The sequence below is a fragment of the Streptomyces sp. NPDC007189 genome (genome assembly GCF_040703635.1).
In the GTDB taxonomy this organism is placed as follows: Bacteria; Actinomycetota; Actinomycetes; order Streptomycetales; family Streptomycetaceae; genus Streptomyces.
This window is the reverse complement of sequence record NZ_JBEYEY010000020.1, coordinates 120,933-144,112: the sequence shown is the minus strand read 5'-3', so window position 1 is coordinate 144,112 and position 23,180 is coordinate 120,933. Positions and strand designations below refer to the sequence as shown.

23 protein-coding genes and 3 pseudogenes are annotated in these 23,180 nt (G+C 69.6%); 18 read left to right on the top strand and 8 right to left on the bottom strand.

Annotation, left to right across the window (positions count from 1 at the left end):
* Window positions 1-708, bottom strand: a pseudogene (locus AB0950_RS33170) (ice-binding family protein); the annotation flags it as partial.
* A gap of 610 nt (window positions 709-1,318) precedes the next feature.
* Here AB0950_RS33170 and AB0950_RS33165 point away from each other — a divergent pair.
* The 3 genes and pseudogenes from AB0950_RS33165 (at window position 1,319) to AB0950_RS33155 (ending at window position 2,525) form a co-directional block, all read left to right on the top strand.
* A complete protein-coding gene (locus AB0950_RS33165) occupies window positions 1,319-1,480 on the top strand; it encodes a hypothetical protein (protein ID WP_360575186.1) in 162 nt (53 codons plus the stop codon).
* Window positions 1,481-1,945: 465 nt separating this feature from the next.
* Window positions 1,946-2,071, top strand: a pseudogene (locus tag AB0950_RS33160) (MoxR family ATPase); the annotation flags it as partial.
* A 292-nt stretch (window positions 2,072-2,363) separates the two neighbouring features.
* Window positions 2,364-2,525 carry a hypothetical protein gene (locus tag AB0950_RS33155; protein ID WP_366780085.1) on the top strand — a complete coding sequence of 54 codons (162 nt, stop codon included), beginning with the start codon at window positions 2,364-2,366 and terminating at the stop codon, window positions 2,523-2,525.
* A gap of 140 nt (window positions 2,526-2,665) precedes the next feature.
* Here the strand turns inward: AB0950_RS33155 and AB0950_RS33150 are convergent, their stop codons facing one another.
* The 4 genes from AB0950_RS33150 to AB0950_RS33135 form a co-directional block, all read right to left on the bottom strand.
* On the bottom strand, window positions 2,666-3,082 hold the full coding sequence (locus tag AB0950_RS33150; RefSeq protein ID WP_366780084.1) for a hypothetical protein: 417 nt from the start codon (window positions 3,080-3,082) through the stop codon (window positions 2,666-2,668).
* Between the two features lie 341 nt (window positions 3,083-3,423).
* Window positions 3,424-4,392, bottom strand: coding sequence for a helix-turn-helix transcriptional regulator (locus tag AB0950_RS33145; protein ID WP_360575181.1), 969 nt, complete (start codon window positions 4,390-4,392; stop codon window positions 3,424-3,426).
* Window positions 4,392-4,871 (bottom strand): hypothetical protein, encoded by a 480-nt coding sequence (locus AB0950_RS33140; protein ID WP_366780083.1) that lies wholly within the window; start codon window positions 4,869-4,871, stop codon window positions 4,392-4,394. Before AB0950_RS33140 ends, AB0950_RS33145 begins: the two co-directional genes overlap by 1 nt.
* A 940-nt stretch (window positions 4,872-5,811) precedes the next feature.
* On the bottom strand, window positions 5,812-6,321 hold the full coding sequence (locus AB0950_RS33135) for a hypothetical protein (protein WP_366780082.1): 510 nt from the start codon (window positions 6,319-6,321) through the stop codon (window positions 5,812-5,814).
* 157 nt (window positions 6,322-6,478) lie between these two features.
* Here AB0950_RS33135 and AB0950_RS33130 point away from each other — a divergent pair, with 157 nt between their 5' ends.
* Complete coding sequence (locus tag AB0950_RS33130) at window positions 6,479-6,715, top strand: hypothetical protein (protein WP_360575177.1); 237 nt, start codon at window positions 6,479-6,481, stop codon at window positions 6,713-6,715.
* A 19-nt stretch (window positions 6,716-6,734) separates the two neighbouring features.
* On the opposite strand, the pseudogene AB0950_RS33125 reads toward AB0950_RS33130, so the two are convergent.
* Window positions 6,735-7,084 (bottom strand): annotated as a pseudogene (locus AB0950_RS33125) (LysR substrate-binding domain-containing protein); the annotation flags it as partial.
* 93 nt (window positions 7,085-7,177) lie between these two features.
* Between AB0950_RS33125 and AB0950_RS33120 the strand changes: the two are divergent.
* A complete protein-coding gene (locus tag AB0950_RS33120; RefSeq protein ID WP_366780081.1) occupies window positions 7,178-7,939 on the top strand; it encodes a methyltransferase domain-containing protein in 762 nt (253 codons plus the stop codon).
* Between the two features lie 247 nt (window positions 7,940-8,186).
* Here AB0950_RS33120 and AB0950_RS33115 read toward each other — a convergent pair whose 3' ends face one another.
* Complete coding sequence (locus tag AB0950_RS33115; protein WP_366780080.1) at window positions 8,187-8,822, bottom strand: transposase family protein; 636 nt, start codon at window positions 8,820-8,822, stop codon at window positions 8,187-8,189.
* 105 nt (window positions 8,823-8,927) lie between these two features.
* Complete coding sequence (locus tag AB0950_RS33110) at window positions 8,928-9,842, bottom strand: LuxR C-terminal-related transcriptional regulator (protein WP_360160319.1); 915 nt, start codon at window positions 9,840-9,842, stop codon at window positions 8,928-8,930.
* A 256-nt stretch (window positions 9,843-10,098) separates the two neighbouring features.
* Between AB0950_RS33110 and AB0950_RS33105 the strand changes: the two genes are divergently transcribed.
* The 13 genes from AB0950_RS33105 (at window position 10,099) to AB0950_RS33045 (ending at window position 23,105) form a co-directional block, all read left to right on the top strand.
* Complete coding sequence (locus AB0950_RS33105; protein WP_360160318.1) at window positions 10,099-10,281, top strand: hypothetical protein; 183 nt, start codon at window positions 10,099-10,101, stop codon at window positions 10,279-10,281.
* A gap of 136 nt (window positions 10,282-10,417) precedes the next feature.
* A complete protein-coding gene (locus tag AB0950_RS33100) occupies window positions 10,418-11,530 on the top strand; it encodes an N-acetylneuraminate synthase family protein (protein ID WP_360160317.1) in 1,113 nt (370 codons plus the stop codon).
* Window positions 11,520-12,323: an SDR family oxidoreductase gene (locus AB0950_RS33095; RefSeq protein WP_360160316.1), complete on the top strand. Its 804-nt coding sequence runs from the start codon at window positions 11,520-11,522 to the stop codon at window positions 12,321-12,323. Before AB0950_RS33100 ends, AB0950_RS33095 begins: the two co-directional genes overlap by 11 nt.
* A gap of 28 nt (window positions 12,324-12,351) precedes the next feature.
* Window positions 12,352-14,304: a transketolase C-terminal domain-containing protein gene (locus tag AB0950_RS33090; RefSeq protein WP_366780079.1), complete on the top strand. Its 1,953-nt coding sequence runs from the start codon at window positions 12,352-12,354 to the stop codon at window positions 14,302-14,304.
* 62 nt (window positions 14,305-14,366) lie between these two features.
* Window positions 14,367-15,041 (top strand): RraA family protein, encoded by a 675-nt coding sequence (locus tag AB0950_RS33085; protein WP_360160314.1) that lies wholly within the window; start codon window positions 14,367-14,369, stop codon window positions 15,039-15,041.
* On the top strand, window positions 15,041-16,009 hold the full coding sequence (gene rfbD / locus AB0950_RS33080; RefSeq protein ID WP_366780078.1) for a dTDP-4-dehydrorhamnose reductase: 969 nt from the start codon (window positions 15,041-15,043) through the stop codon (window positions 16,007-16,009). Before AB0950_RS33085 ends, rfbD begins: the two co-directional genes overlap by 1 nt.
* Window positions 16,006-17,328, top strand: a complete 1,323-nt coding sequence (locus AB0950_RS33075) for a D-arabinono-1,4-lactone oxidase (protein ID WP_360575171.1) — start codon at window positions 16,006-16,008, stop codon at window positions 17,326-17,328. The genes rfbD and AB0950_RS33075 overlap by 4 nt, the downstream gene beginning before the upstream one ends.
* Window positions 17,329-17,332: 4 nt before the next feature.
* A complete protein-coding gene (locus tag AB0950_RS33070; protein WP_366780077.1) occupies window positions 17,333-18,025 on the top strand; it encodes an HAD-IA family hydrolase in 693 nt (230 codons plus the stop codon).
* Entirely contained in the window at window positions 18,022-19,005 is a 984-nt protein-coding gene (locus AB0950_RS33065) for a branched-chain amino acid transaminase (RefSeq protein WP_366780076.1), read from the top strand. Before AB0950_RS33070 ends, AB0950_RS33065 begins: the two co-directional genes overlap by 4 nt.
* On the top strand, window positions 19,005-19,982 hold the full coding sequence (locus AB0950_RS33060; protein ID WP_366780075.1) for a quinone oxidoreductase: 978 nt from the start codon (window positions 19,005-19,007) through the stop codon (window positions 19,980-19,982). Before AB0950_RS33065 ends, AB0950_RS33060 begins: the two co-directional genes overlap by 1 nt.
* Window positions 19,983-20,012: 30 nt before the next feature.
* Window positions 20,013-20,873 carry an aldo/keto reductase gene (locus tag AB0950_RS33055; protein ID WP_366780074.1) on the top strand — a complete coding sequence of 287 codons (861 nt, stop codon included), beginning with the start codon at window positions 20,013-20,015 and terminating at the stop codon, window positions 20,871-20,873.
* Window positions 20,870-22,150 carry an ATP-grasp domain-containing protein gene (locus tag AB0950_RS33050; RefSeq protein WP_360160307.1) on the top strand — a complete coding sequence of 427 codons (1,281 nt, stop codon included), beginning with the start codon at window positions 20,870-20,872 and terminating at the stop codon, window positions 22,148-22,150. The genes AB0950_RS33055 and AB0950_RS33050 overlap by 4 nt, the downstream gene beginning before the upstream one ends.
* Window positions 22,143-23,105, top strand: a complete 963-nt coding sequence (locus AB0950_RS33045) for a TauD/TfdA family dioxygenase (protein WP_366780073.1) — start codon at window positions 22,143-22,145, stop codon at window positions 23,103-23,105. Before AB0950_RS33050 ends, AB0950_RS33045 begins: the two co-directional genes overlap by 8 nt.
* Window positions 23,106-23,180: the final 75 nt, after the last annotated feature.

The following is a 23,180-nucleotide window of genomic DNA, read 5'->3' as shown; positions in this document are numbered from 1 at the left end:
CCGTAGTGCCGGCCGTCGTGGTGCCGGTGGTCCCAGCCGTCGTGGTGCCCGTAGTGCCGGCCGTCGTGGTGCCGGTGGTCCCAGCCGTCGCGGTGCCCGTAGTGCCGGCCGTCGTGGTGCCGGTGGTCCCAGCCGTCGCGGTGCCACCCGTGGTTCCACCGGTGGTGCCGCCCGCGCACTGCGGCCGGGTGATCGTGTTGGTGTCCAGCGTCACGGCACCATTACGGGCCAGCGCCCGCCCGTCGATCGTCGTGCCCGTGGTGGCAGTGATCGAGGTCAGAGCCAGGATGTTGCCCACGAAGGTGGAGGCCGTCCGAGGGTGGCCGAACTGCCGATTTGCCAGAACACGTTGCACGGCGAGGCGCCGTTAATGAGAACCACGCTGCTGGCAGACGCCGTCGTCAGACTCGAACCGACCTGGAACACCCAGACTGCGTTGGGGTCACCGTGGGCGTCCAGGGTGAGGGTGCCGGTGAGTCCGAGAGTGGAGGAGGCGGTGTAGACGCCCGGACCCAGCGTCAGGCCACCGGCGTCCGCGGGAAGGGCCCCGTTGGTGGCCTGTCCTGCGGCGTCGTCGTACGCCGTGACCAGGTCGGTCTGGGCTTGCGCAGCCACGGCGTCAGCAGAGTGCTGCGCCCCGAGCACCAGGCCGGGAGGGAATCCGGTGATGGACGTCCCCGGACTCACTCCAAGATCCCCGGTCACCATCGAGGGACCGGTGTTGGTGACGGCGGAACCCGCCAGTACCGCAAAGCTGTCCGCCGTACCCAGCGGTACAGGTGTGGCGATGGCATTGGCCTGTGTCGGTGTCACAGCGACTACGACAGCGGCGGTCACCACGGCAAGCACCGCCGCGGTCCAAACCGACAATGTGCGCCGCAGCGGTGCTGCGGTGATATTCAGCGTCATCGAGGGGCCAGCTCCTGTGAGGGGATGGTGGCGTATTGGGCGGCTCTCGACCGCACAGAATCGCCTGAGTTTCTGCCGCATATTACGTAGGAGCATGACTCTGATTACGATTCATCCGAGTGGTTTCGCCCATCCTGGCGAGCCGATCATAAATAAACAGAAAACCATCAATGGGCCAGATGGCCGCACCCGATTAGCCAGAACGTGCGACACGACGACGCTACCGCCCAGGTCAACGCGGAGGGGCAACGAAATTAATGCATTTACACCCCCGGGCCGGCACCAAACTCTGGTTGACGCCCGACACCTCACCGGCCGTTGAGTGAAAACGCCATCCCCGTGATTCTCCTCGGAGGTTGCAGAGGATTCGGCTGCGGCCTGCACTTATCCCGCCAGTGAGGACCTGACCATGGTCGACTGGGCCACCGGAGATATGCCCGTCATGATCATCCTGACGCGCCAGGCATTCGGTGCATTGAAGGCGGAGGAGGAAGAGCACGGCCGACGCGATCCTCAGAGCGAAGGGGCGGCCCATCGTGTACACGCCGGGGCCATCGCCCCATGGATTTGATCACGCACCTCATGCTGAGTGCGTGACCTGCGCGGGCGAGGGTTCTGGTTGCCGCCTGCAAGGACGGTGTAGACGGCGGCCGCCGTTCCCAGTGCGCTTGCCCACACCTGGCTCTGCGCGGCCAGGACTGCGGCCGCAACCACCAGGAGCAGCACGGGCAGAGGGGACCGATCGCCTCCTCCGGGCTTGAGCGGGTCGACGTTCATGGGCGTGGGCTTCCTTCCCGAGTGACCTCCTGCCGGGCGGCTCCCCGGCAGGGCAGAACCACGCCTGCGGGACGCCGAGGCCAGCCTGTACGCCTATCTCGCCATGCCGCTCCTGGTGAGATGAGGAAAACCTCGCGGGGTACCGACTCCCCGCTGTCCCGGGCGGCGGCGGTCCGTGCCAGGTCAGCGGCCCACGCAACTGGGACTACCGCTACACCTGGCTGCGGGACGGCGTCGGAGATGTAGAAGCTTCCAGTGGCTGGGTCCGTTGGGCACGGCGTTGTTGCCTCGCCGTCGTCCGTGTGTCCTGCTGATCGACGAGCCGGACAAGAACGACATCGACCTTCCCAACGACCTGCTGGCCGCATCTGAGAAGGGCCTATTTCACCCCTGGCGGACCTCTTCGCGGGCGCCGGTGGCCCTAGATGTAGTGGTAGGCCGAGATCCGCGTACGAGTTGCAGACCAGGTTGCACTCGGCATTTCCGCAGGTGGAGACGTCATTTGATTCTCACTCATGTAGCTCCATACGCCCAGAAGTTGTGGTCCTCCGGGTCTTGGAGTGTCAGTGCCCCATCTATGCTTGGGGACGTTCCTTCGTGGCGTCTGCCTCGTGCTTCACCACCCGGTGAAGGCCCGGCAGCCCAGCCGGGCTACCTCGGACGCCGCGGAGGCGCACATGGAAGGCAAGACGCCCGTCGACAACGGTGACGAGCAGGACGAGCAGGAGGCCGCCGAGCGGCGCCGGGAGCGGCGCAAGCTCATCGGGCAGCTCCTGATCGACTGGTCGCCGGTACTCGCGGGAGTCGCCAACCTCGTGGTACAGCACCTCTCCCGATGAGGAGCGGTGAGCGGGTCGTAGCGGCCGGGGCAGCAGTAAGCCCGGTCGGATAGCAGACGACCGGGCTCACTGGCTGTGTCGCGGACGGAGGGCCCTGGACCTGGGGTGGAGCCCAGGGAAGGGGCCCTCTGCGTCAAGTTTTACGTGTCGTCCGCGCGGAATCGATCGTACGGGAAATAGCGCCTCGGTCTACAACCTGGGCTGCTAGACGCTCGTTTATCTGAACTCGCCGTCCTGGTCCAGCACGGGCCTTCTCCGGCGGCAAGGGCGTCCACCAGCTGGCGCAGCGCGAGCAGCGCCGGCCGGGCCGCGGATGCGGCGACGGCCTCCAGGAGAGATGTCGCCGGACCGAGGACGTCGACCAGGCGGCCGTCCCGGATGTCGTCCGCCACATCCCGCAGCGCGGCCCGGAAGACGGTGCCGCCCCACTGGGAGCGGGCCAGCCCCTCGGCGAGCAGCTGCTCGCCCACGGTCGGCCGCCAGAGGCCGGCGTCGTACTCGGCAAGGAGGGTGCGGGCATCCCGCTCCAGCACGTGCGTCATCGCGGTGGTCGTCACGCCGGGACCAACGAGATCGGATTGGTCGGCGTGACAGGCTCATGGTGGGCTACTTGGCCACACCGAGCACTGCGAGGATCCCACGGCGCATGAGATCGCCCATGACGCCGGTCTGAGCAGCACAGTGTCGGTCGCCTACCACCAGAGCTACCTCCAAGAGGACTGCCGAGCCCTGCTCCGCGACGGCCGGAGCTGGCGCACCTGCCGACTGGTCCGGTGACAGGCCGGACGGCGCCGGGCCGGCCGAGCCTCTGTCGGCGGTCGTTCGTGGTGCCGGCGCAGCGATGCGCCCCCTCAGCTGAAGGCCGAGGGGGCGCATCGTCTCTTTGGTGCGCGGGCTGCTACCGGTGCTGGAGGAGCATCATGACGATGGTGACCACGCTCGCCACTATGGGCAGCGTCGCCATCAGCCTCACCTGCGTGCGGGAGCCGTAGGAGACCGTGCGCACCGGACGTGCATCCGGGCCGTTGTGTCGATGCGCTCCGCGCTCGCGCGCAAGTTCCAGCCGGGCGCGGTGGTAGAGCCAGAACCGGATCTCCTCCGCCGGGACTTCGCAGGCGATCAGTATGGCCCGCAGTACTTCAGCCGTCGGAAGGTCCTGGCTCACCAGCAGCTTCTGGAGCGACGTCTTGGAGATCGAGACGCCGCCTGCGGGGGTCCGGCGGACGACCTCCTGCAGGGAGATCCCGCTCCTCAGGCGGGTCTCCCTCAGCAGCTCGATCAGGTCGCCGGGGACCGTGCAGAGGGAGAGCACGTTGGCGACCGGGTGACCGTGGAGCTGGGGACTGACCTGCTGCACGGCCTCCGTGACCAACTGCTGCACCCGCATGGCCACCTTGTCGTCCACGATCTCCGAGTCGGAGTCCTCGCCGACGTCGGTATCCCGATGGTGCCCGGGACGCCAGCTGACCACGGGCGGCATGGCCGGGCGGCCCCTGTGCGAGGTGACGGCTTCACCGGGAGGTGACGAAGGCCCGGACGGTGCGGGGACGGATCCTCCGTCCCCGCGTTCCCCGTCCTCCGTGCGCCTGTTCCGTCGCCGTTCCTCGACCGCCTGCGCCCGAAGGTCGAGCCAGGGCTGCGGATCGACGTCGAGGGCTTCCGCGTAGGCCTGGATGACGCCGATGGAAGGGATGCACTGCCCCGACGTCGCCTGGGACAGCGCGCTGATGGAGTAGTGCGACGTCTCGGCGATGTCCTTGAGCGTCTTGCCCTTGGCCTGGCGAGTGTCGACCATGCCGGTCACCAGCTCGGTCACGACCGGCGAAGTGCTGACGATGACGCGGACCGGCCGCCCCCCCGTCTTCATCAGGCCGCTCCCGTCGATGCGACCGGACCGCCGGAACCGCCCAAGTAGCGGGTGGTGCGCGGCTGGTTGTCCCCGGTCTTCGCATGCTGGTGTTTGTCGACCACGGCCTCGATGGCGACTTCGGCGAGGTGCAGCGCGATGTTGGCGGTCGTCAGCCCCACCGCGACGGCCTCGCCGGTCTCGTTGAACGCCAGGAAGAAGCAGAGGCCGGCGATGGTGCCGACCATGAGCTCCGAGGCGGCGACCAACGCCCAGCGGGAGAACGCCAGCGCGTGCACCAGCATCTCCACGATGTGCAGGGCGATGTCCACGGCCATCACGCCGGCCGTAATCGCCTCCGCCATCGTCTTGGTGTGGGAGAAGACCTCCGTCCCCACCCACACACTCGCGACCAGCGCCAGCGGCACCAGCACCAGTCGCACCTTCTCGTGCCCCGTCGGCAGGCAGATGCTGCTCACCCGGGGACGGGCTCGCTCCATGCGAGACCACTCCTTCACGTCGTGATGGAGCAGGCGAGCTGCGACGGGTGGTCCCCGCCCCGCACAGCGGCGGGACGGGGACCCGCGCAGGCAAGCCTGCATTTGGCTGGACTGGGGAAACGCGCATTTATCTACAAGGCCCTCCACAGACCTTTCGCGTAGAGAAAGTCGCCCTCCCTGCCCTGGGCCCATCATCGCACCGCGAGACGGCGTACAACATGGTCGCGCCTCTACACGGGAGAACTCGGAAATTAGGGCGTACTAAGTACTCCTGACCCTTTGGTGAACATCCGTCAACTACGGGGGCGCAGGGGGGCGTGAAAGGGGCGCGTGAACAGGAGGCGCACCACTCGGTCGGCGCAAGTGCGCTGGACGTTATGCCCGTTGTGAGGGATCTGTCGCTCACTCGTTCGGGGCAATCAGGGCACTGAAAAAACAGCAGTGCCGATAATTTTGCCCCTGTCACTTCTGGGAAATTGCAGGTCCGGGGCGCGTACGCTTTTTCGCTTTTTCTGAATCCGACCCGAGTAGGCCGTACAATAGACGAGGACCCCCATGTACTCGTTACATGGTGGCGAGCCCCGATGACTCGGGCTCGTATCCGAGACCACGTCACTTGGCTGGACATGCCCTCGGATGAATGTTCGAGGCCCCCGCCGGCGCTCCACACGCCGCGGGGGCCTCGGCGCGAAGAGAGCAGCGCCTGCAACTTTGGGTGTTTTGGGGGGAGTTGCGATGATGTTCGGGCCGTCGGATCGGTTCATTCCGCATACCGGAAAGCTCTGTGAGGTCCATCACATGAGCGGTCGCGCGCTCTTCCGTCCCCGTTGATTCTCCGGACTGCCGCAGTTCCAGGGGGCCTTGCTCCTGGGATCGGTCGGCACCCGGAAACGGCGAGCGGTCCCGCGGACGGTTCCACGGGACCGCTCGTGATGGCAGGTCAGGATGCTTCGGACCGCTGCTCCTGGTCGGCCTTCGGGGTCTTGGGCAGCTTCCCGGTCTGCCGCAGGTAAGCGGCGTAGTGGGCGATCGCCGCGTCGGCGACGTCCTGCGGGCCCATGCCGGTCTCCTCGCCGATCTCGGTGACGAGCTGGTCGGTCTCCAGCAGGACGCGCACGTTCATCATCACGCGGGTCGGGCCGGGCTTGCGGCCGCGCCGGCAGGGCGGGAGCCCCAGCTGTGTCCGGCTGTTCGGTGTCACGGAGGTGCGCTTCTTCGCGGGCGCGCGGACGTTGTCGCCGACCTTGATGTCCTCGTCGTCGTCCGGCAGCTGCGAGTCGTCGTCAGCGGTACGGGTGCGCTGCGCTGTCACGGGGAGGGGGATCTCCTTCAGGAAGATCTGGGTGAGCAGTTCGTAGGTGGCGCGGATCTCGGGGAGCCGGTCGCCCTTGGACTCCTCGAGGGAGATGCCGTTGTTGGTGCTCGTGGCCAGCTGCTCGATGAACTTCACCGTCGGGTCCCAGACGAGCGGACCGAAGATCCGGCGGATCGAGTCGCGCTGCTCGTTCTGGCGGACGGTGTCCTTGTAGCGGTTGATGATGACGCCTCGCAGCGACAGGCCCGGTTGGCGAGGTCCTTGGGTGCCGTGTGCTCGACTCGACCACGGCGTGACCGTACTGCGCGGCCAGGGCTACACCCTGCGCGTCACCGCAGTCCCCGGCGTGCACCGCCAGCTCCTCGGTCGCAGTCAGCCCCTCGACGGCGGCCAGGACGTCCCGACGGTCCCGGCCCAGCGCAAGGCCCGACGCGAGTACGAGAACCGCGTCAGTGCGCTCACCCGGACCATGATGGTTCTCAGCGTCAACGGCTGTACCGGTGTCCCGAGGCCGTGGACGTATGGGTGAAGCGGCCGGACGGTGCTGACTACGACGCTGCGCACATGGCGAGCGCGGTTCGCGCCAGCCCGCGCAGCCAGGCATGGGCGTGGTCGGTGTCCTAGCGCTGATGCCACGACAGGTATATCGGTGCCGACGGCAGTTCGAGCGGGAGGGGGAGCACGACCAGGCCCAGGTCGGCGACCGCGGACCGCGTGGTGGCTTCGGGGACGCTGATCAGGAGATCGGGGCCGCGCGCGAACTCCAGCGCGGCCGCTTCCGTGGGCGCGGTCGCCACCACGCGGCGGGTGAGGCCGAGCCGCGCGAGGGCGTCGTCGATGGCATTGCTGAGGGTTCCACATCGAAGACGGTCACGTGCTCGGCGGCGGCGTACCGCTGCTTACGGCTCCTTCGGGACGCCCTTGACTACGGATTTGGTTCGCCGGGTTGGTGATGGTCGAATGCTTGGCGCGGGGAGGCGATGATGAGGGTATGACCGCCAGTTCTCGCGCTCAGTCCTTCGACGTAGCCGCGGCTCAGTACGCGGCGAGTCGGCCTTCTTATCCAGCCGCGCTCTTTGACTGCATCGAGGAGTTCGCGGGCTGTCGGTTGGCGGGTGCCCGGGTCGCCGATGTCGGCGCGGGTACCGGGATTGCCAGCGTGCTGCTGCGGGAGCGAGGTGCTGATGTGATCGCTGTGGAGCCGGGTGAGGCCATGGCTGGTGAGTTCCACCGGGCGCTGCCGGGGGTGCCGATCGTGAGGGGCGACGGTAATGCTCTGCCGCTGGCCGAGGCTTCCTGTGACCTCATCACGTATGCGCAGTCCTGGCAGTGGACCGATCCTGGCCGGTCCGTCCCGGAGGCATTGCGTGTCCTGCGAGCGGGCGGTGCGCTGGCGATCTGGTGGAACACCACGGCCTTCGACGTACCGTGGATCCGCGAGCAGCACGGGCGCATCGCGCACCACTGCGGGGTGAAGCGAAGGTCTGCCGTGCGTCCTTCGGACAACGACGCCATCCGGTTGGCGGGGCTGACAGGGCTGCGGGTTGCGCGCCGTCAAGTGCGCTGGAGCCGCACTGTCTCCTTGGACATGCATCTCGCGAACATTGGCAGCCGGTCGGCATTCCTCGTCCTTGAAGAGGCTGACCGCCAGGCGTTCTACGTCGAGGAGCGTGAGCGGCTGGTCAAGATTTTTCCTCGCCAGGTGGTGGAAGAGACCTACGTGGTTGATCTCCTGGTCGCGCTCCGCCCCTGACGGTGTGCGGCCGGGGGCCGGGACGGTGTCGCTCATGTGCTGGCGGCGGGCGAAGGCACGCCAGTTCTTCAGGTGGGCGATGCCGTGTTCGACGCGGATGCGTCGCGAGGAGTGAGCTTTGCGCTGTCGCTCGTGCATTTCCTCGTACCAGTCGGGGCGTTCTTCTTGAACTTGCGGTGTGGTGGTGTCACCACGCGGCCGCCGGTCAGCGCGCGCAGGCTCTGGTAGCCGGCATCGGCGAGAATCTCTACGCCGGGGCCGTCAGCCAGGAGCCGACCAGCCCTGACTGTCGGGCATGGGTGATGTTCGCGCAGCTGCCGGGCTCTGTCGGGCTGCAGAACAGCACCCGGCCGCCCCCGGCCGTGATCACCATGGCCTTGACAGCGTTCTGCTTGCTCTTGCCGGAGATGAACTTGTCCAGGTCCTTGCATCCGACGGCCGACCGCCGGACCCGGATCTCAGTGCCGTCGACGATGCCGGTCTCCCCGGTCACGCCGAAGTAGTGGACCACCTCCGCCAGCGTCCGTAACCGCACTCCGGCAGTGACGGTGCAGCCTCGCTCGGCAAGCAGGAGGCGCACCTCGCCGATGGCCCGGGTAATGGTGGAGCGGTCCGCACCGAACCAGCAGGCCAGCACCTCGTGAGTGGCTCCATGTCGGACGTGCACGAGCGTGGCCAGGAGCCGGTCGACGAAGACCAGCCGGTGCTTCGCGCCGGCGCCCGCGGCCCGCTTCCGTGCCCTGTGCGAGCTTGGCCTGGTGCCGTTGATGCCAGAACGGCCCTGCCTCGGCGACGAGCTCAGCGATCGCACCGGCCGACAGGCCCGTGATCCTCCGGTCGCTGACGATCGCTGCCCGAGACACGTTCCCCAATACGCGACCATGATCGGTGATCGAGAGCCCGACGTCTCACGCCTACCGTGCACGAGCTCGTCAGCGTCTGCCTCGCCCCGAAGCTCCAGAAGTTCTTCGAAGCGGCTTCCGGGTGGTCAGTCCGCGGTGTCCTGCGGGTCGCCGTCCGGGAGCAGCCCCCGCCGTCCGACGATCAGGCCGGCCTGGAAGCGACTGCTCGCGTCGATCTCTTCCATCAGTTCCGTGATGTACCGTCGGCACGTCCTGGTGGCCATTCCCAGGCGCCGGGCGATGACATCGTCCTTCAGCCCCGCGGCCATCAGCCGCAGAATATTCATGCGCAACTCTTCCGCGGTTTCCTGGTATTCGACACGATCCGCATCGAATACCTGGGCCGACTGCCAGATATTCTCGAATGTCCGGTACATGAAATTGACCACGGTGGGTTCGGACACAATGGCGGCTCCGGGTGCCTGCCGCCCCCGGCGTTCCTGGGAGACGACCGCGATCCGGCCGTCGAAAAAGAAGACTCTCTCCAAGGGCTCACCCGTCGTGCGCACCTCGGCCCCTTCCGCGACGATCTGCCGCACGAAGCCGCGCGTGGCGAGGCTGGCCCGGGCCGTGTGCTGGTAGAGCGTCCGCATCGTGACACCACGGGCCAGCATCTCCAGCGTGGGGCTGAGCACCCGGCGCATCGACTCCGAGCTGCGTCCACCGCCCGGCTGGACGGTGACCGTCTCACGCTCGCAGGTGTGCATCAGCATGCTCACCTCGCGCTTCACCTCGGCGGGATCGTCCAGTACCCGGATCTGCTGGTCGCACCTGCTGGAACGGGTGCCGTCCCGGTAGAGGGGCACCAGCGCGCGCAGTTCGCCGTGTATGACGGCGAGACGTTCCTGCGCCTCCTTGATGGACCGCTCCACGGGAGAGCGCAGCTCCATCTCGGCGATCAGCGGGTCCACCGGCACGGGCGGGCCGTGGTCCGTACCCGGTGCGAGCAGCCGCAGTTCCAGCAGGAGCTCCCTGATCTCCGCAGCGGTGCGCTCGTCCACACCGAGGTCTTTCGATATCTCGGCATCCCGGAATATTCCGTTCCGCAGGGCGTACTCGTATGCGGATACGGCGAGTCCTGTGAGCCGTGGTTGGTTTCCCACGCAATCCCCACCCTTTTGTCCGGTTTTGCCGGAATCCCCTTGTAGCCAAAAAAGAGTAGGACACCGCCAGGGACCGCACAACAAGACCCATGCCTGCCAGAGTCGACGCAGCGCCGGCAAAGGACGCCGAAGCGCCACCAGGGGGGCAACAACAATGAAGAAGACTCTTACCGCACTTTCCGTCGGCATCAGCACCGGCATTCTCGCGGCGACTGTCGCGACCTTGGGTATCGCGTCGACCACCGGGGACCCCGAGTGGGACTCGGTCCGGGCCGGCGCCGCCGTCACCAGCCCGGCGATCACCGCTCAGCAGCCCGGCGATCCCGACTGGGACTGACCCCCTGGGCCGTCCACCCCTCGCACTCCTTCTCTCCAGCGCTCACCCGGCACCCGCATGCTCTGAGCGCAGCGATTCATACGCATTTGCCATGAAAAAACCTTCGTCTTCAGGTTCAAGGATGGTGTGAAACCTCATGCGTGAACTCCATATAGCGGGACGTCGAGTCGCCGACGACACGGCTCCCTACGTGATCGCCGAGATCGGTCACAACCACGGCGGCAGCCTCGAACAGGCCGAGGAGCTCTTCCGGCAGGCCGCGGCGGCCGGCGCGAGCGCCGCCAAGCTCCAGAAGCGGGACAACAAGTCGCTGTTCACCCGCGCCATGTACGACCAGCCGTACGAGGGCCGCAACAGCTACGGCCCGACGTACGGAAAGCACCGCGAGGCGCTGGAGTTCGGCCGCGCCGAGTACGTCCATCTCGCCAAGGTGGCCGCCGAGGTGGGCATCGACTTCTTCTCCACCGCTTTCGACCTGCCCAGCGTCGACTTCCTGGTCGAACTCGGCATGCCGGCCATCAAGATCGCCTCGGCCGACATCACCAACACCCCGCTGCTCAGCTACGCCGCGAAGACCGGCAAGACGCTCGTCGTCAGCACCGGCGGCGCTTCCATGGAGGAGGTGCGACGGGCGGTGGACACCATCCTGCCGCTCAACCCCAACCTGGCACTGCTCCAGTGCACCGCCGTGTACCCCGCCGCACCCGCCGATCTCAACCTCTCGGTCATCGAGACGTACCGCAGCGAGTTCCCCGACGTGGTCATCGGCTTCTCCGGTCACGACCTCGGCCCCGACCTGAGCTTCATCGCCCACGCCCTCGGCGCCCGGGTCGTCGAGAAGCACTTCACCCTGGACCGGACGCTCCCCGGCACCGATCACGCGTTCTCCCTCGACCCGGGCCAGCTGACCGACCTGGTGTCGGGACTGGAACGCACCCGGGCCTCCCTCGGCTCGCCGGTCAAGGTCTGCAGCGACACCGAGGCCCCGGCCGTCCGCAAGATGGGCAAGAAGCTGGTCGCCGCGCGAGACCTGCCGGTCGGCCACGTGCTGACCGAGCGGGACCTCGCCTGCAAGTCCCCGGGCGACGGCCTCAAGCCGTACCAGCTCGACCTGGTCCTCGGGCGCGCGCTGCTGCTGCCGCTGAAGACCGACGACAACATCCGGCTCCAGGATCTCGCCGAGTCCGCGGACTTCGAGCCCTCCGTCAGGCGGCCGGTGGCGATCGGGGAGGGCTTCGTTGCCTATTGATCTCAGCGGCGAAGTCGCCGTGGTGACCGGTGTCGCGGGAAAGCTCGGCGGGGTCTGGGCGTGCGCTCTGCTGGAGGCCGGCGCCGACGTCCTGGGGCTCGACCTGAACGAGGTCCCGCCCGACGACGTACGCAAGGTCGCCGAGCGCGAGGACACCGGCACCTACGTCGGAGCGTGGGCGGACGTCACCCACCGCCGTTCCCTGGAACAGTCCCTGAGGACCTGCCAGGACCGCTTCGGCGTTCCCACGATCCTGGTCAACAACGCCGGCATCGACCAACCGCCCTCGGCAGCCGGCGGCAGCTGGTACTTCGAGGAAGTCCCCGAGGAACTGTCCGCGGTCACCCTCGACGTCAATGCCCTCGGAGCGCTGCGCGTCTGTCAGGTCTACGGAACGGTGATGGCCCAGGCAGGCCGGGGAACCGTCATCAACATCGGTTCCCTGTACGGGAACGTCGCCCCGTACCCGCCGCTGTACGAGCACATCGACCTCGACCCGCCCTTCCTGAAACCCCCCGCCTACGGCATGTCCAAAGCGGGCGTCTCCGCCCTCACCAGGTATCTGGCCGCGCTGTGGGGACCGAACGGCGTGCGGGTCAACACCCTCTCGCCCGGCGGCGTGCTGGGCGACCAGGACCCCGAGTTCCGCAGGAAGTTCACCGCTCGCGTCCCCCTGGGCCGGATGGCGGAGGCGGAGGACCTCACCGGCCCTCTCCTCTTCCTGGCATCCGGCCTCAGCAGCTATGTCACCGGCCAGGAACTGATCGTCGACGGCGGCTACGTCTGCTGGTGACCGCCCTTCCACTCCGGGAGCCAAACCCATGGACGTCCCTCTGAGCCGAGTGGAGGTCGCGGAGTTCGACCGCGTCCTCGCCGGTATGGAGAACCCCTACGACCGGGCCGCCGCATTTTCGGCCCTGACCAGGATCAACACCCTCTACATGGTGATGCGCGCCGGCTCGGGCCACCTCGGCTCCAGCTTCAGCGCCGCCGATGTCGTCAGCCACCTCTTCCTCAGCGAGATGGACCGGCCCTTCGAGGACGACGGCGACCTGTACTTCTCCTCCAAGGGGCACGACGCCCCCGGCCTGTACGCGGCGCTCATCGGCCTCGGCCGGCTGCCGGAGGAGTACGTCCACAGGCTGCGCCGGATCGACGGCCTGCCCGGACATCCCGATGTGCACACCCCCCACATGCCCTTCAACACCGGCTCGCTCGGCATGGGCATCTCCAAGGCCAAGGGGGTGATCCTCGCGGACCGGCTGCGAGGCGTGAGCCGCCGTGTCTTCGTGATGACCGGCGACGGCGAGCTCCAGGAGGGCCAGAACTGGGAGGCCCTGGCCGGTGCCGCGCACCGCGGCATGGGCGAGCTGACCGTGATCGTCGACCACAACAAGATCCAGTCCGACACCTACGTCAGCGACGTCAACGACCTCGGTGACCTGGTGGCGAAGTTCGAGAGCTTCGGCTGGGGCGCGCTGCGCGTGGACGGTCACGACCAGCAGGAGCTGGAGGCCGTCTTCCGCAAGCGGGCCGAGGCCTTCCCGGGCCGGCCCGCGGTCGTCATCGCGGACACCGTCAAGGGCGCCGGCTGCGACACCTTCGCCGCGACGTCGATGGGCGAGGACGAGTGGCGCTATCTCTTCCACAGCGGTGCCCCCACCGCCGCGCACTACCGGACCGCCCACGCCGAGCTGACCGCGGCGGCAAACACCCTCCTCACCGCGGCCGGGCTCGGCACCGTACGTCTGGTGCCGCAGGAGCCGAGGACCGAGCCCGCACCGGGCGGACCCCGCCTGTTCGAGGTCTACGGCGAGGCGCTGGTGGAACACGCCGACGGCCGGGAGGACGTCGTCGCGCTCGACGCGGACCTGGTGCTGGACACCGGACTGATCCCGTTCTCCCGGCGCTTCCCGGAGCGCTTCGTCGAGTTCGGCATCGCCGAGCAGGACATGGTCTCGGCAGCGGGCGGCCTCGCCTCGCGCGGTCTGCTGCCCTTCGTCCACTCCTTCTCCTGCTTCCTGCACGCCCGGCCCAACGAGCAGATCTACAACAACGCGACCGAGGGCCGCCGGGTGGTGTACGTGGGATCGCTCGCCGGTCTGCTGCCGGCCGCTCCCGGCCACTCGCACCAGGCCGTACGGGATGTCAGCGCGGTCGGCGCCATACCGGACCTGGTCGTTCTGGAACCGGCCAACGCCGAGGAGGTGCGCGCCGCGGTCCGCTACTGCCTCGACAGCCCGTACAGCGTCTATCTCCGTCTGGTCAGCGCGGCTGTCCCGGACGAGGTGACCGCTCTGGGCACGGAGCCGTTGCACACCGGCCGCGGCCGCGTCGTGCGCGCGGGCGGGCGGACCGTGGCCGTCGGTTCGGGACCGGTGGTCCTCGCACAGCTGCTGCGCGCCGCGGAGGAACTGGCGGCGGACGGCATCGAGCTGACGGTGGTCGAACTGCCGTGGCTCAACCGGGTCGACCGGGACTGGCTGGCCTCGCTCGCCGCCGGCGCCGACCACCTGCTGGTCGTGGAGAACCACTACACCAAGGGCGGTCAGGCCGACACCGTCGCCCGTTCCCTCATGGAGCTGGGCGCCCCGCACAGGCCGCGGTTCCGCGGCATCGGCCTCACCGAGGTGCCCCGGTGCGGCACCGAGGACCAGGCGCTGCGCGCCCACGGGCTGCACGCCGAGCAGCTCGCCGCCACCATCCGCGCCCAGGTGCGCGGCGGCACCGAGCCGGCCGCTTCGGCCGTGGACATCACACTGCGCGCTCACTGACCCGGACCGGACCAAGACACCGCACCGAGAGACACCGGACAGAGAGATTCCAGGAGAACCAGATGAAGACCGTCTACAACGACGTCACCCGCCCTCCGCAGGAACTGGTCGACGCCTTCCGCGAGGTCACCTCGGAGTACAGCCCCAGCTGCCTGGTGACCGACGCACGCGGCCGTGCGGGCGCCATCGGCGGGCTGCTGCCGGTCAAGCCGCACCAGAAGGTGGCCGGCCCCGCGCTGACCGTCGCGCTGTCCATCGACGACCTGGTCGACTGCATGCCCCTGCTCAGCCGCGCGAAACCGGGCGACGTCATCGTGGTCGCCTGCCACGAGACCAAGCGGACGGCGATGTGGGGCGGACTGATGTCCACCCTGTCGATGAAGGCCGGGATCGCCGCGGGCATCGTCGACGGCGCCATCCGCGACGTCGACGAGATCCGCGACCTGGACTTCCCCGTCTGGTACCGCAGCACGGTCCCGCGGCCCTCGCCGAGCGCGGTCCACGACCGTACCGAGCCGGTGCAGTTCAACGTTCCGGTCGTGATCGACGGCCAGGTCATCGAGCCCGGTGACATCGTCGTGGCCGACGAGAACGGCATCGCCGTGGTCCCCAGGGACGACGCCGAGCAGGTGCTGGAGCAGACCCGGTTCCAGATCGGCAAGGAGAAGCTGATCCGCGACAAGATCAACTCCGGTGCCTCCCTGCAGGAGCTGCTCACCGAGTTCGGTCACCTGTGATGGGCGCGCGAAGCCGGCGGGTCTATCTGACCGGGGCCAACGGGATGCTCGGCCGGGCCCTCACCGCCGCCCTGGCGGCCGACCCGGTCACCGCGGCCTGGCCGGTGCACGGGGTCTCGCTCGCCGACTTCGACATCACCGACGCGGACGCACTGCACGCTTCGGTCGCCGAGTTCCGCCCGGACATCGTCGTGCACACCGCGGCCCACGCCATCGTCGACGACTGCGAACTCGACCCCCGGCTGGCGCTGCGCGTCAACGTCGAGGGCGTACGCAACGTCGCCGAGGCCTGCCGTCGAAGCCGCGCCCGGCTGGTCTACATCTCCAGCGACTACGTCTTCGACGGGCGCGCCACGCCCGACGGCGGCTACCGGGAGAACGACCTGCCCGGCCCGGTGAACGTCTACGGACTGACCAAGGTGGCCGGCGAGCGGATCAGCGAGCTGGCCCCGGACCACCTGGCCGTCCGGACCTCCTGGCTCTTCGGCGGCACCGACGAACGGGTGGACACCGTCCTGGACACGGTACGGCGGCTGGGGCGCGGCGAGACCGCCCGCCTCATCCACGACCAGTACAGCAGGCCCACGTACACCGTGGACCTGGCCAGGGCGATCGTCTTCCTGCTCACCCGGGAACAGCCCGTCACCGGCACCGTGCACGTGGCCAACGCGGGGACGGCGAGCTGGTACGAGGTCGGGCGGGCGATCCGGTCTCTGGTGCGCCCGCCCGGCGCGGTCGAGCCCATCGCCCTCGACGAGTGCGGCTTCCTCGGTGCCCGCCCGGTCGACTCCTCGCTGCACAGCGGCCGGCTGGCCGGCCTGGGGCTGCACATGCCGCACTGGCGCGACGCCCTGCGCAGGTACCTCGAGGCTCTCGACGCTCCGACCGCCGGGAAGGCAGCGGCGGCCGCCGTCGCAGCCACGGGTGCCGCCCCATCGACCGAACCCACCAAGGACGCACTCGGATGAGCGCACGACCGACCTGGAAGACCTGGTCGGGCGTGGCCAGATGCATCCCCCGGCATCTGGTCACCCCGACCACCGAGGACGGCATCGCCGATGCCGTCCGGCTGGCCGCCCGCGAGGACCTCGTCCTCCGGGCGGCCGGCACCGGCCACTCGTTCAATCCGCTGGCCACCACCGACGGTGTCCTGGCCGACCTGACCCGCTACACCGGCATCGTCTCCGTCGACCACGCCACCCCCTCCGTGACCGTGCGGGCCGGCACCCTCCTCGACGACCTCACCGAGGCGCTGCACCGGCAGGGCCTGGCGCTGCCGAACGTGGGCACCCTCGGCGGGCAGACCGTCGCCGGCGCGATCGCCACCGGCAACCACGGAACCGGCATCGTCCACCCCCCGCTGTCCGGCGAGGTCCTGGCCATGAGCCTGGTCGACGCGGACGGCAAGCTGCGCACCCTGGACCGCGACTGCGAGCCGGAGCTGCTGCGGGCGGCCCGTACCGGGCTCGGGGCGCTCGGGGTCGTGTCCACCGTCACCCTGCGCTGTGTGCCCGCCTTCAACCTGCGGGTCGCCCAGGGCGGTGAGCCGCTGGACGCGTTGCTGGAACGCTTCGACAGCTGGGCGCACAGCGCCGACCACGTCACCTTCTCCTGGCAGCCGTGGAGCGACCGGGCGGGCACGCGGTCCATGCACCGTACGCAGGAGCCCGCCACCCGGGCCGGCGACCGCAAGCGGTACGGCACCACACTCGGCGAGCTGTGGTGCGGTGTGCTGGGGCATGCCGGGCGGTTCTCGCCGGCCGCGGTGCCCCGGCTGTCCGGGCTCTTCGGCGGTGGCGCGGCCAAGGAGTTCACCGGCGCCGGTCACCGGGTCTTCACCTTCCCCCAGCCCGTACGGTTCATCGCCCTGGAGCACTGCCTGCCGCTGGAGAACGTCCCGGACGCGTTGCGCGAACTGCGGCCGGCCCTGCGCCGGTCCGGACTGCACTCGCCGTACTCGGTGCTCGGCCGGGTCGGTGCCGGGGACGACTCGCCGCTCAGCCCCGCCCACGGCGCCGGCCCGGTCGGCTACCTCAACCTGACCGTGCCGCGCATGGCCCCCTACCTGGAGTCGCTGCGCACGATCGAGCATGTCCTGCGGGGGCACGGTGCCCGCCCGCACTGGGGCAAGGCGCACACCGCCACCGCGGAGGTGCTCGCCCCGCGCTATCCCGAGTGGGAGACCTTCCAGCGGGTGCGCGCCGAACTGGACCCCGAGGGCCGGTTCACCAACGACTATCTGCGCCGGGTGCTGGGCCCGGTTCGGGTGCCGGCCGGAAACGGGTGACGCCATGACAGCACCCCGGGCACTCTTCCTGGACTTCGACGGCCTGATCTGCGACACCGAGGACGCCGCCCGCCGCTCCTGGTCGCTGCTCTATGCGTCGCTCGGTCTGACCTTCCCGCATGCCCTCTGGCGGCGGATGCAGGGGCGCTCGGACGGTGAGCAGCTCGCCCTGGCCGACCTCGGGCGGCGGCTCGGCCGTGCGGTCGACCCCGACACCCGGGCACGGCGGCTGCGGACGAAGACGGATCTGTGCCGGGCCGAACCGCTGCGGCCCGGTGTGGCCCGGCTGCTGGAGAACGCGAGGCTGCGCGGCATTCCGGCCCTGGTGGTGTCGAGTTCGCCGCGCGACTGGGTGGAACCGCACCTGGTCCGCCTCGGGGTGCGGCGGTGCTTCGCCGACCTCGTCACCGGGGACCTGGTGGAACGTCACAAGCCCGCCCCCGACCTGTACCTGCGCGCACTGCGGCACGTCGGCCTGCCCGCCGAGGAGGTGTGCGCCTTCGAGGACTCACCGACCGGGGTGCGGGCCGCGCGGGCGGCGGGCGTGGCGTGCGTGGCGGTGCCCTCGGCGGCCGGCGACGCGGCAGCACTCACCGAGGCGGTCCGGGTCCTGCCCTCCCTGGCCGACTTCTCCTTCGACCGCCGCCGCCTGCCCGACCCGATGCCCGACCCGATGAAAGGAAGCCTGCCGCGATGACCGCCACCCTTCAGCCCGCTGTCCGGGCCGAGCTGGACACTCTGGCCAGTCCTGGCCGGGACGTGCCCGAGTGGATCTGGCGCAACGGCGCACTGGTCCCCTGGGAGCAGGCCACGGTCCATGTGAACGCGGTCGGCCACGCCTCGGTCGCCGCCGTCTTCGAGGGCATCAAGGCCTATCTGGCCGCGGACGGTGAGCGGTTGCTGCTCTTCCGGCTGGACGAGCACCTGGACCGGCTCTACCAGTCGGCCCGGATCTGCCGGCTGAGCCTGCCGTACGGGCACGAGGAACTGCGGGCCGCCGTGCTGGAGGTCGTACGGGCCAACGGCTACCTCACCGACGCCTACATCCGCCCCTGGGCCTTCCCCGCGGGCATCATCCGCGAGCAGATGGTGCCCGCGGGTACGGAGTGCGAAGTGGTCGTCGACACCTGGCCCTTCCGCAGCGGACTCAGCAAGAAGCGCGGCTGCCGGGCGGCGGTCAGCTCGTGGCTGCGGGTGAGCGACGCCTCCACGCCCCCCAGGGTCAAGGCCTTCTCGAACTACCACAACGGCCGTCTCGCCCTGATGGAGGCGCGGGAGAACGGCCACGACTGGCCGATCCTGCTCAACGAGCACCACAAGGTCGCCGAGGGCCCGGGTGCCTGCATCGCCCTGGTCCGGAGCGGCACAGTGATCACTCCCTCGGTCACCAGCGGCGTCCTCGAGAGCATCACCCGCGCCACCGCACTGGAACTCCTGGGCGAACTCGGTGTCCCGGTGGTCGAGCGCGAGGTGGACCGCAGCGAGCTGTATCTCGCCGACGAGGTCTTCTTCATGGGGACCGCCTGGGAAATCCTCCCGGTGACCACCGTGGACGGACTGCAGGTCGGCGACGGCACACCCGGACCGGTCACCCGGCAGCTGGAGGCCGCCTACACCCGGCTGGTCCGCGGCGAGTCCGAGGCGCACCCGGACTGGCTCACGGAGGTCCGGCTCTGATGCGCGCGATCTCGGTCCTGAGGCACGGCGGTCCCGACGTACTGACCCCGGCCGCGCTGCCCGACCCCCGGCCGGGCGCGGACGAGGTACTGATCGCCGTCGAGGCGGCCGGCGTGAACTTCATCGACGCGCACCTGCGTGCCGGCCGCTATCCGGTAGCGCTGCCGTACGTGCCGGGGCAGGAGGGCGTGGGCCGGGTCCTGGCAGCCGGTCCCGCGGTCACCGGCCCGCGCATCGGCGACCGCGTCGGCTGGGTCAACCTTCCCGGAGCGTACGCCGAACTCGCGGTGATCCCCGCCGAGCGCGTCGTACCGATCCCCGAGGACGTCTCCCCGCCGACGGCCGCCGCCGTCCTGCTGCACGGCATGACGGCGCACTACCTGGTGCACGACAGCCACGCCGTCCGTGCCGGGGACACGATCCTCGTGCACGCCGCCGCCGGGGGCATGGGTCTGCTGCTCACCCAGTGGATCAAGCTGCTCGGCGGCCGGGTGATCGGCACCGTCTCCTCGGCCGCGAAGGAGGAACGGGCCCGGGCGGCCGGCGCCGACGAAGTGATCCGCTACGACGCCCTGGACCCCGCCGGTGTCGCCTCCGCCGCGAACGCCCTGACGGGCGGCGCGGGGGTGGCCGCGGTCTACGACGGCATCGGCGCCCCCACCTTCGACGGCTCCCTGGCCGCCCTGCGCCCGCGCGGCACCCTCGTGCTGTACGGGCAGGCGGGCGGCCCCGTGCCCCCGTTCGACCTCGGCCGGCTCAACCAGGGCGGTTCACTGCGCGTCACCCGCCCCAACCTCGACCACCACATCGCCTCGCGCGAGGAGCTGACCGGCCGCGCCGCCGACGTACTGCGTCTGGTGGCGTCCGGCGCCCTCACGCCGCACATCGGTTCCGTCCGGCCGCTCGAGGACGCCGCCGAGGCCCATGCCGACCTCGAAGGCCGACGCTCCATCGGGAAGCTGCTGCTGACCGTCTGACCCCTGACCACCACCGTGAAAGGAGCGGGGATGACGTCCCCCACCAGCTTCACCATCGGCGGCGACCTGACCGTCGGCCGCCTCGGATTCGGCGCGATGCGCCTCACCGGCCCGGGCATCTGGGGCCCACCGGCCGACGTGCCTGGTGCCCTCAAGGTCGCCCGGCGTGCCGTCGAACTCGGGATCACCTTCATCGACACCGCGGACTCCTACGGCCCTGGGACCAGCGAGGAACTGCTGGCCGAGGCGCTCCACCCGTACCCGCAGGACCTGGTCATCGCCACCAAGGCCGGCCAGAGCCGTCCTGCGCCCGGTCAGTGGATTCCACTGGGACGCCCCGAATACCTGCGCCAGCAGGCCGAGTTGAGCCTGCGCAGGCTGCGCCTGGAGCGGATCGACCTGTTCCAGCTGCACCGGATCGACCCCAAGGTGCCGGTCGCCGAGCAGCTGGGCGCGCTGAAGCAGCTCCAGGACGAGGGGAAGATCCGCCACATCGGGCTCTCCCAGGTCGGCGTCGAGCAGCTGGAGCAGGCGCGGCGCGAGGTCGAGGTCGTCAGCGTGCAGAACCTCTACAACCTCACCGAGCGCACCGACGACGACGTCATCGACTACTGCGAACGCGAAGGCATCGCCTTCATCCCCTGGCTGCCGATCGCGCGTGGCGCCCACGCCACCGCCGACGGCGTGATCGCCGAAGTCGCGGCCGAACTGGGGGCCACCCCCGCCCAGGTGTCGCTGGCCTGGCTGCTGCGCCGCTCCCCCGTGGTGCTGCCGATCCCGGGCACGAGCTCGATCGCGCATCTGGAGGAGAACACCGCGGCCGCCCGGATCGAGCTCACCGACGAGCAGTTCGCACGGCTGGCCGCCGTGGCCGGAAAGGGACGGACATGAGCATTCTCATCCTGCACAAGAAGAACCTGAGCCGGCGCCGCCACCTCGCCCGCGCCCAGAAGTACGCCGCCGAGCACGGGGAGAAGCTGCTGCTCGTCATGAAGGACCCCACCTGGGAGGCGGAGTACGTCGACCGGGTCGCCCTCGCCGACACCTCGGACCTCGCCGAGACCACGGCGGCCGTCAAGGAACTGCAGGCGAGCGAGGAGGAGCCGATCCGCGCCGTCGTCACCTTCATCGACAGCGGGGTGCCCATGGCCGCACGGGTGGCCGCCGACCTGGGGCTGCCGTCCGTGAGCGAGCGCACGGCCTATCTGGCGCGCGACAAGTTCGCCATGCGCGAGGCGATCGCGCGGGCCGGCGGTGTGGCACAGCCGCGTTACGGCCTGGCGCGCACCCTCGAGGAGGCGAGGACCGAGGCCGCCCGGATCGGCTACCCGCTGGTCCTCAAGCCCTTCATCGGCAGCGGCAGCATGTATGTGCGCAGCGTCGACAGCGAGGCGGAACTGCAGCGCTGGTTCGAGGAGACCCGCCGGGGCGCCTGGGAGGGCTTCGAGTGGGACCCGCTGTACGACGAGACGTACCGGCTGTACGAAGGCGCCCTGCTGCTGGAGGAGTTCGTCCCCGGGGCGGAGGTCAGCGTCGAGTCGCTGGTGTCGGACGGCGAGACGTGCGTCGTCGCGGTCCACGACAAGCCGCTGCCCACCGGGCCGACGTTCGAGGAGGTGTATGCCTGCACGCCCACCCGCCTGGCCCCGCACATCGTGACGCGGCTGGCGGAGGCGACCGCGGCGGCGCACCGGGCGCTGGGCATCCACACCGGCGGCACCCATGTGGAGTTCCGGCTGCGCGGCGAGGAGCCGGTGATCCTGGAGGCGGCCGCCCGGCTGGGCGGCGGGCCCATCTGCCGTTCCGTCCAGTTGAGCACCGGCGTCGACATGGTGGAGGCGGTCCTGGACCTGGCGACCGGCCGCGCCCCCGGCGTCCGGCCGCTGCCCGAACCGCGCGCCGTCGGCTTCTGGAACATCTTCCCCGAGCGGCCGGGGGTGCTCACCGCGGTCAGCGGGCTGGAGCGGGCCGGCGCTGACGACCGGGTGGACGAGATCCAGATCTACCGGGAGCCGGGCGAGTTCCTCGACGTCCCGCCGCACACCTTCCAGAGCCACGGCCACCTGATCTTCACGGTGGACGGAACGGACCGGCTCGACGCCGTCTTCGCCGAGATGGTGCGCACGGTCCGGCTCGAGACGAGCCCTGACGGAGGAGTTCATGAGTGAGCGCATACGTCTGCACGAACACCGTCTCGACGACGGGATCCGTGACCTGCTGGGCAAGGAGGTCGCCGAACGGCTGTCCGCAGCCGACTTCGACCCGGACCGCGACACCGTGATCCTGGCCCGGATCGGGGCCTATGCGTTGGGAAAGCTGCTGCCCCCGGAACTCCTGGCGGCTGTCAGGGACTTCACGGGATCGGGCGCGCACGCCCTGCTGCTGGACAACCTCCCCCAGCAGGAGGCGCCCGGGACGCCCGTGACGGGATTCGGCGGTGAGGTGGAGCTCGCCGTCACCAACGCGCTTCACCTGGGCCTCATCCAGCTGCTGGGCCTCACACCGTTCGCGGTCGAGTACGAGAACTCGGGAAAGCTGATCAGAAATGTCGTACCGAATCCCGTGGCGGCCGGGAAGACCAGCTCCTGGGGATCGGACTCCGAATTCTTCTGGCACACCGACAATCCGCATCTGCCGTTCGGTGATCCGGGCAGCGACCCGCGTCCCTACATTCCGCGCTGTCTCACCTTCTACGTGATGCGCAACACCGAACAGGTGCCCACCGAGATCATGTCGGTCGAGGCCGCGGTCGACCGGCTGCCGAGGGAGACGGCGCGGGTGCTGTCCTCCAACGCCTTCGAGATCGCCGCGCCCGACTCCAACGACATCGCGGCGGACGGGAGCCGGCTCACCCTCGACGAGGCGGCGGTCCTGGAACGCCGCGCCCTCGGCCTGCGCGTCCGCTTCGACCACGGCACCACGAGCGCCATCACCCCGCAGGCGGCCGACGCCCTCGCGACCTGGGTCGAGACCCTCCCGGACGCGCCCTGCTGGCAGCCCGTGCTCGCCCCGGGACAGTTCCTGGCCTTCGACAACTACCGCGTGCTGCACCGTCGGCAGGCCTTCACCCCGACGGAGAACGACGCCGAAGCGCGGTGGCTCCGCCGCTGCTACGCCAGCTGAGCGAAATATCCTGGTCTGCCGGAATCAACTTCTGGCCGCGCCACATCCGGACACCGCCGTACGCATCGGCCCGCT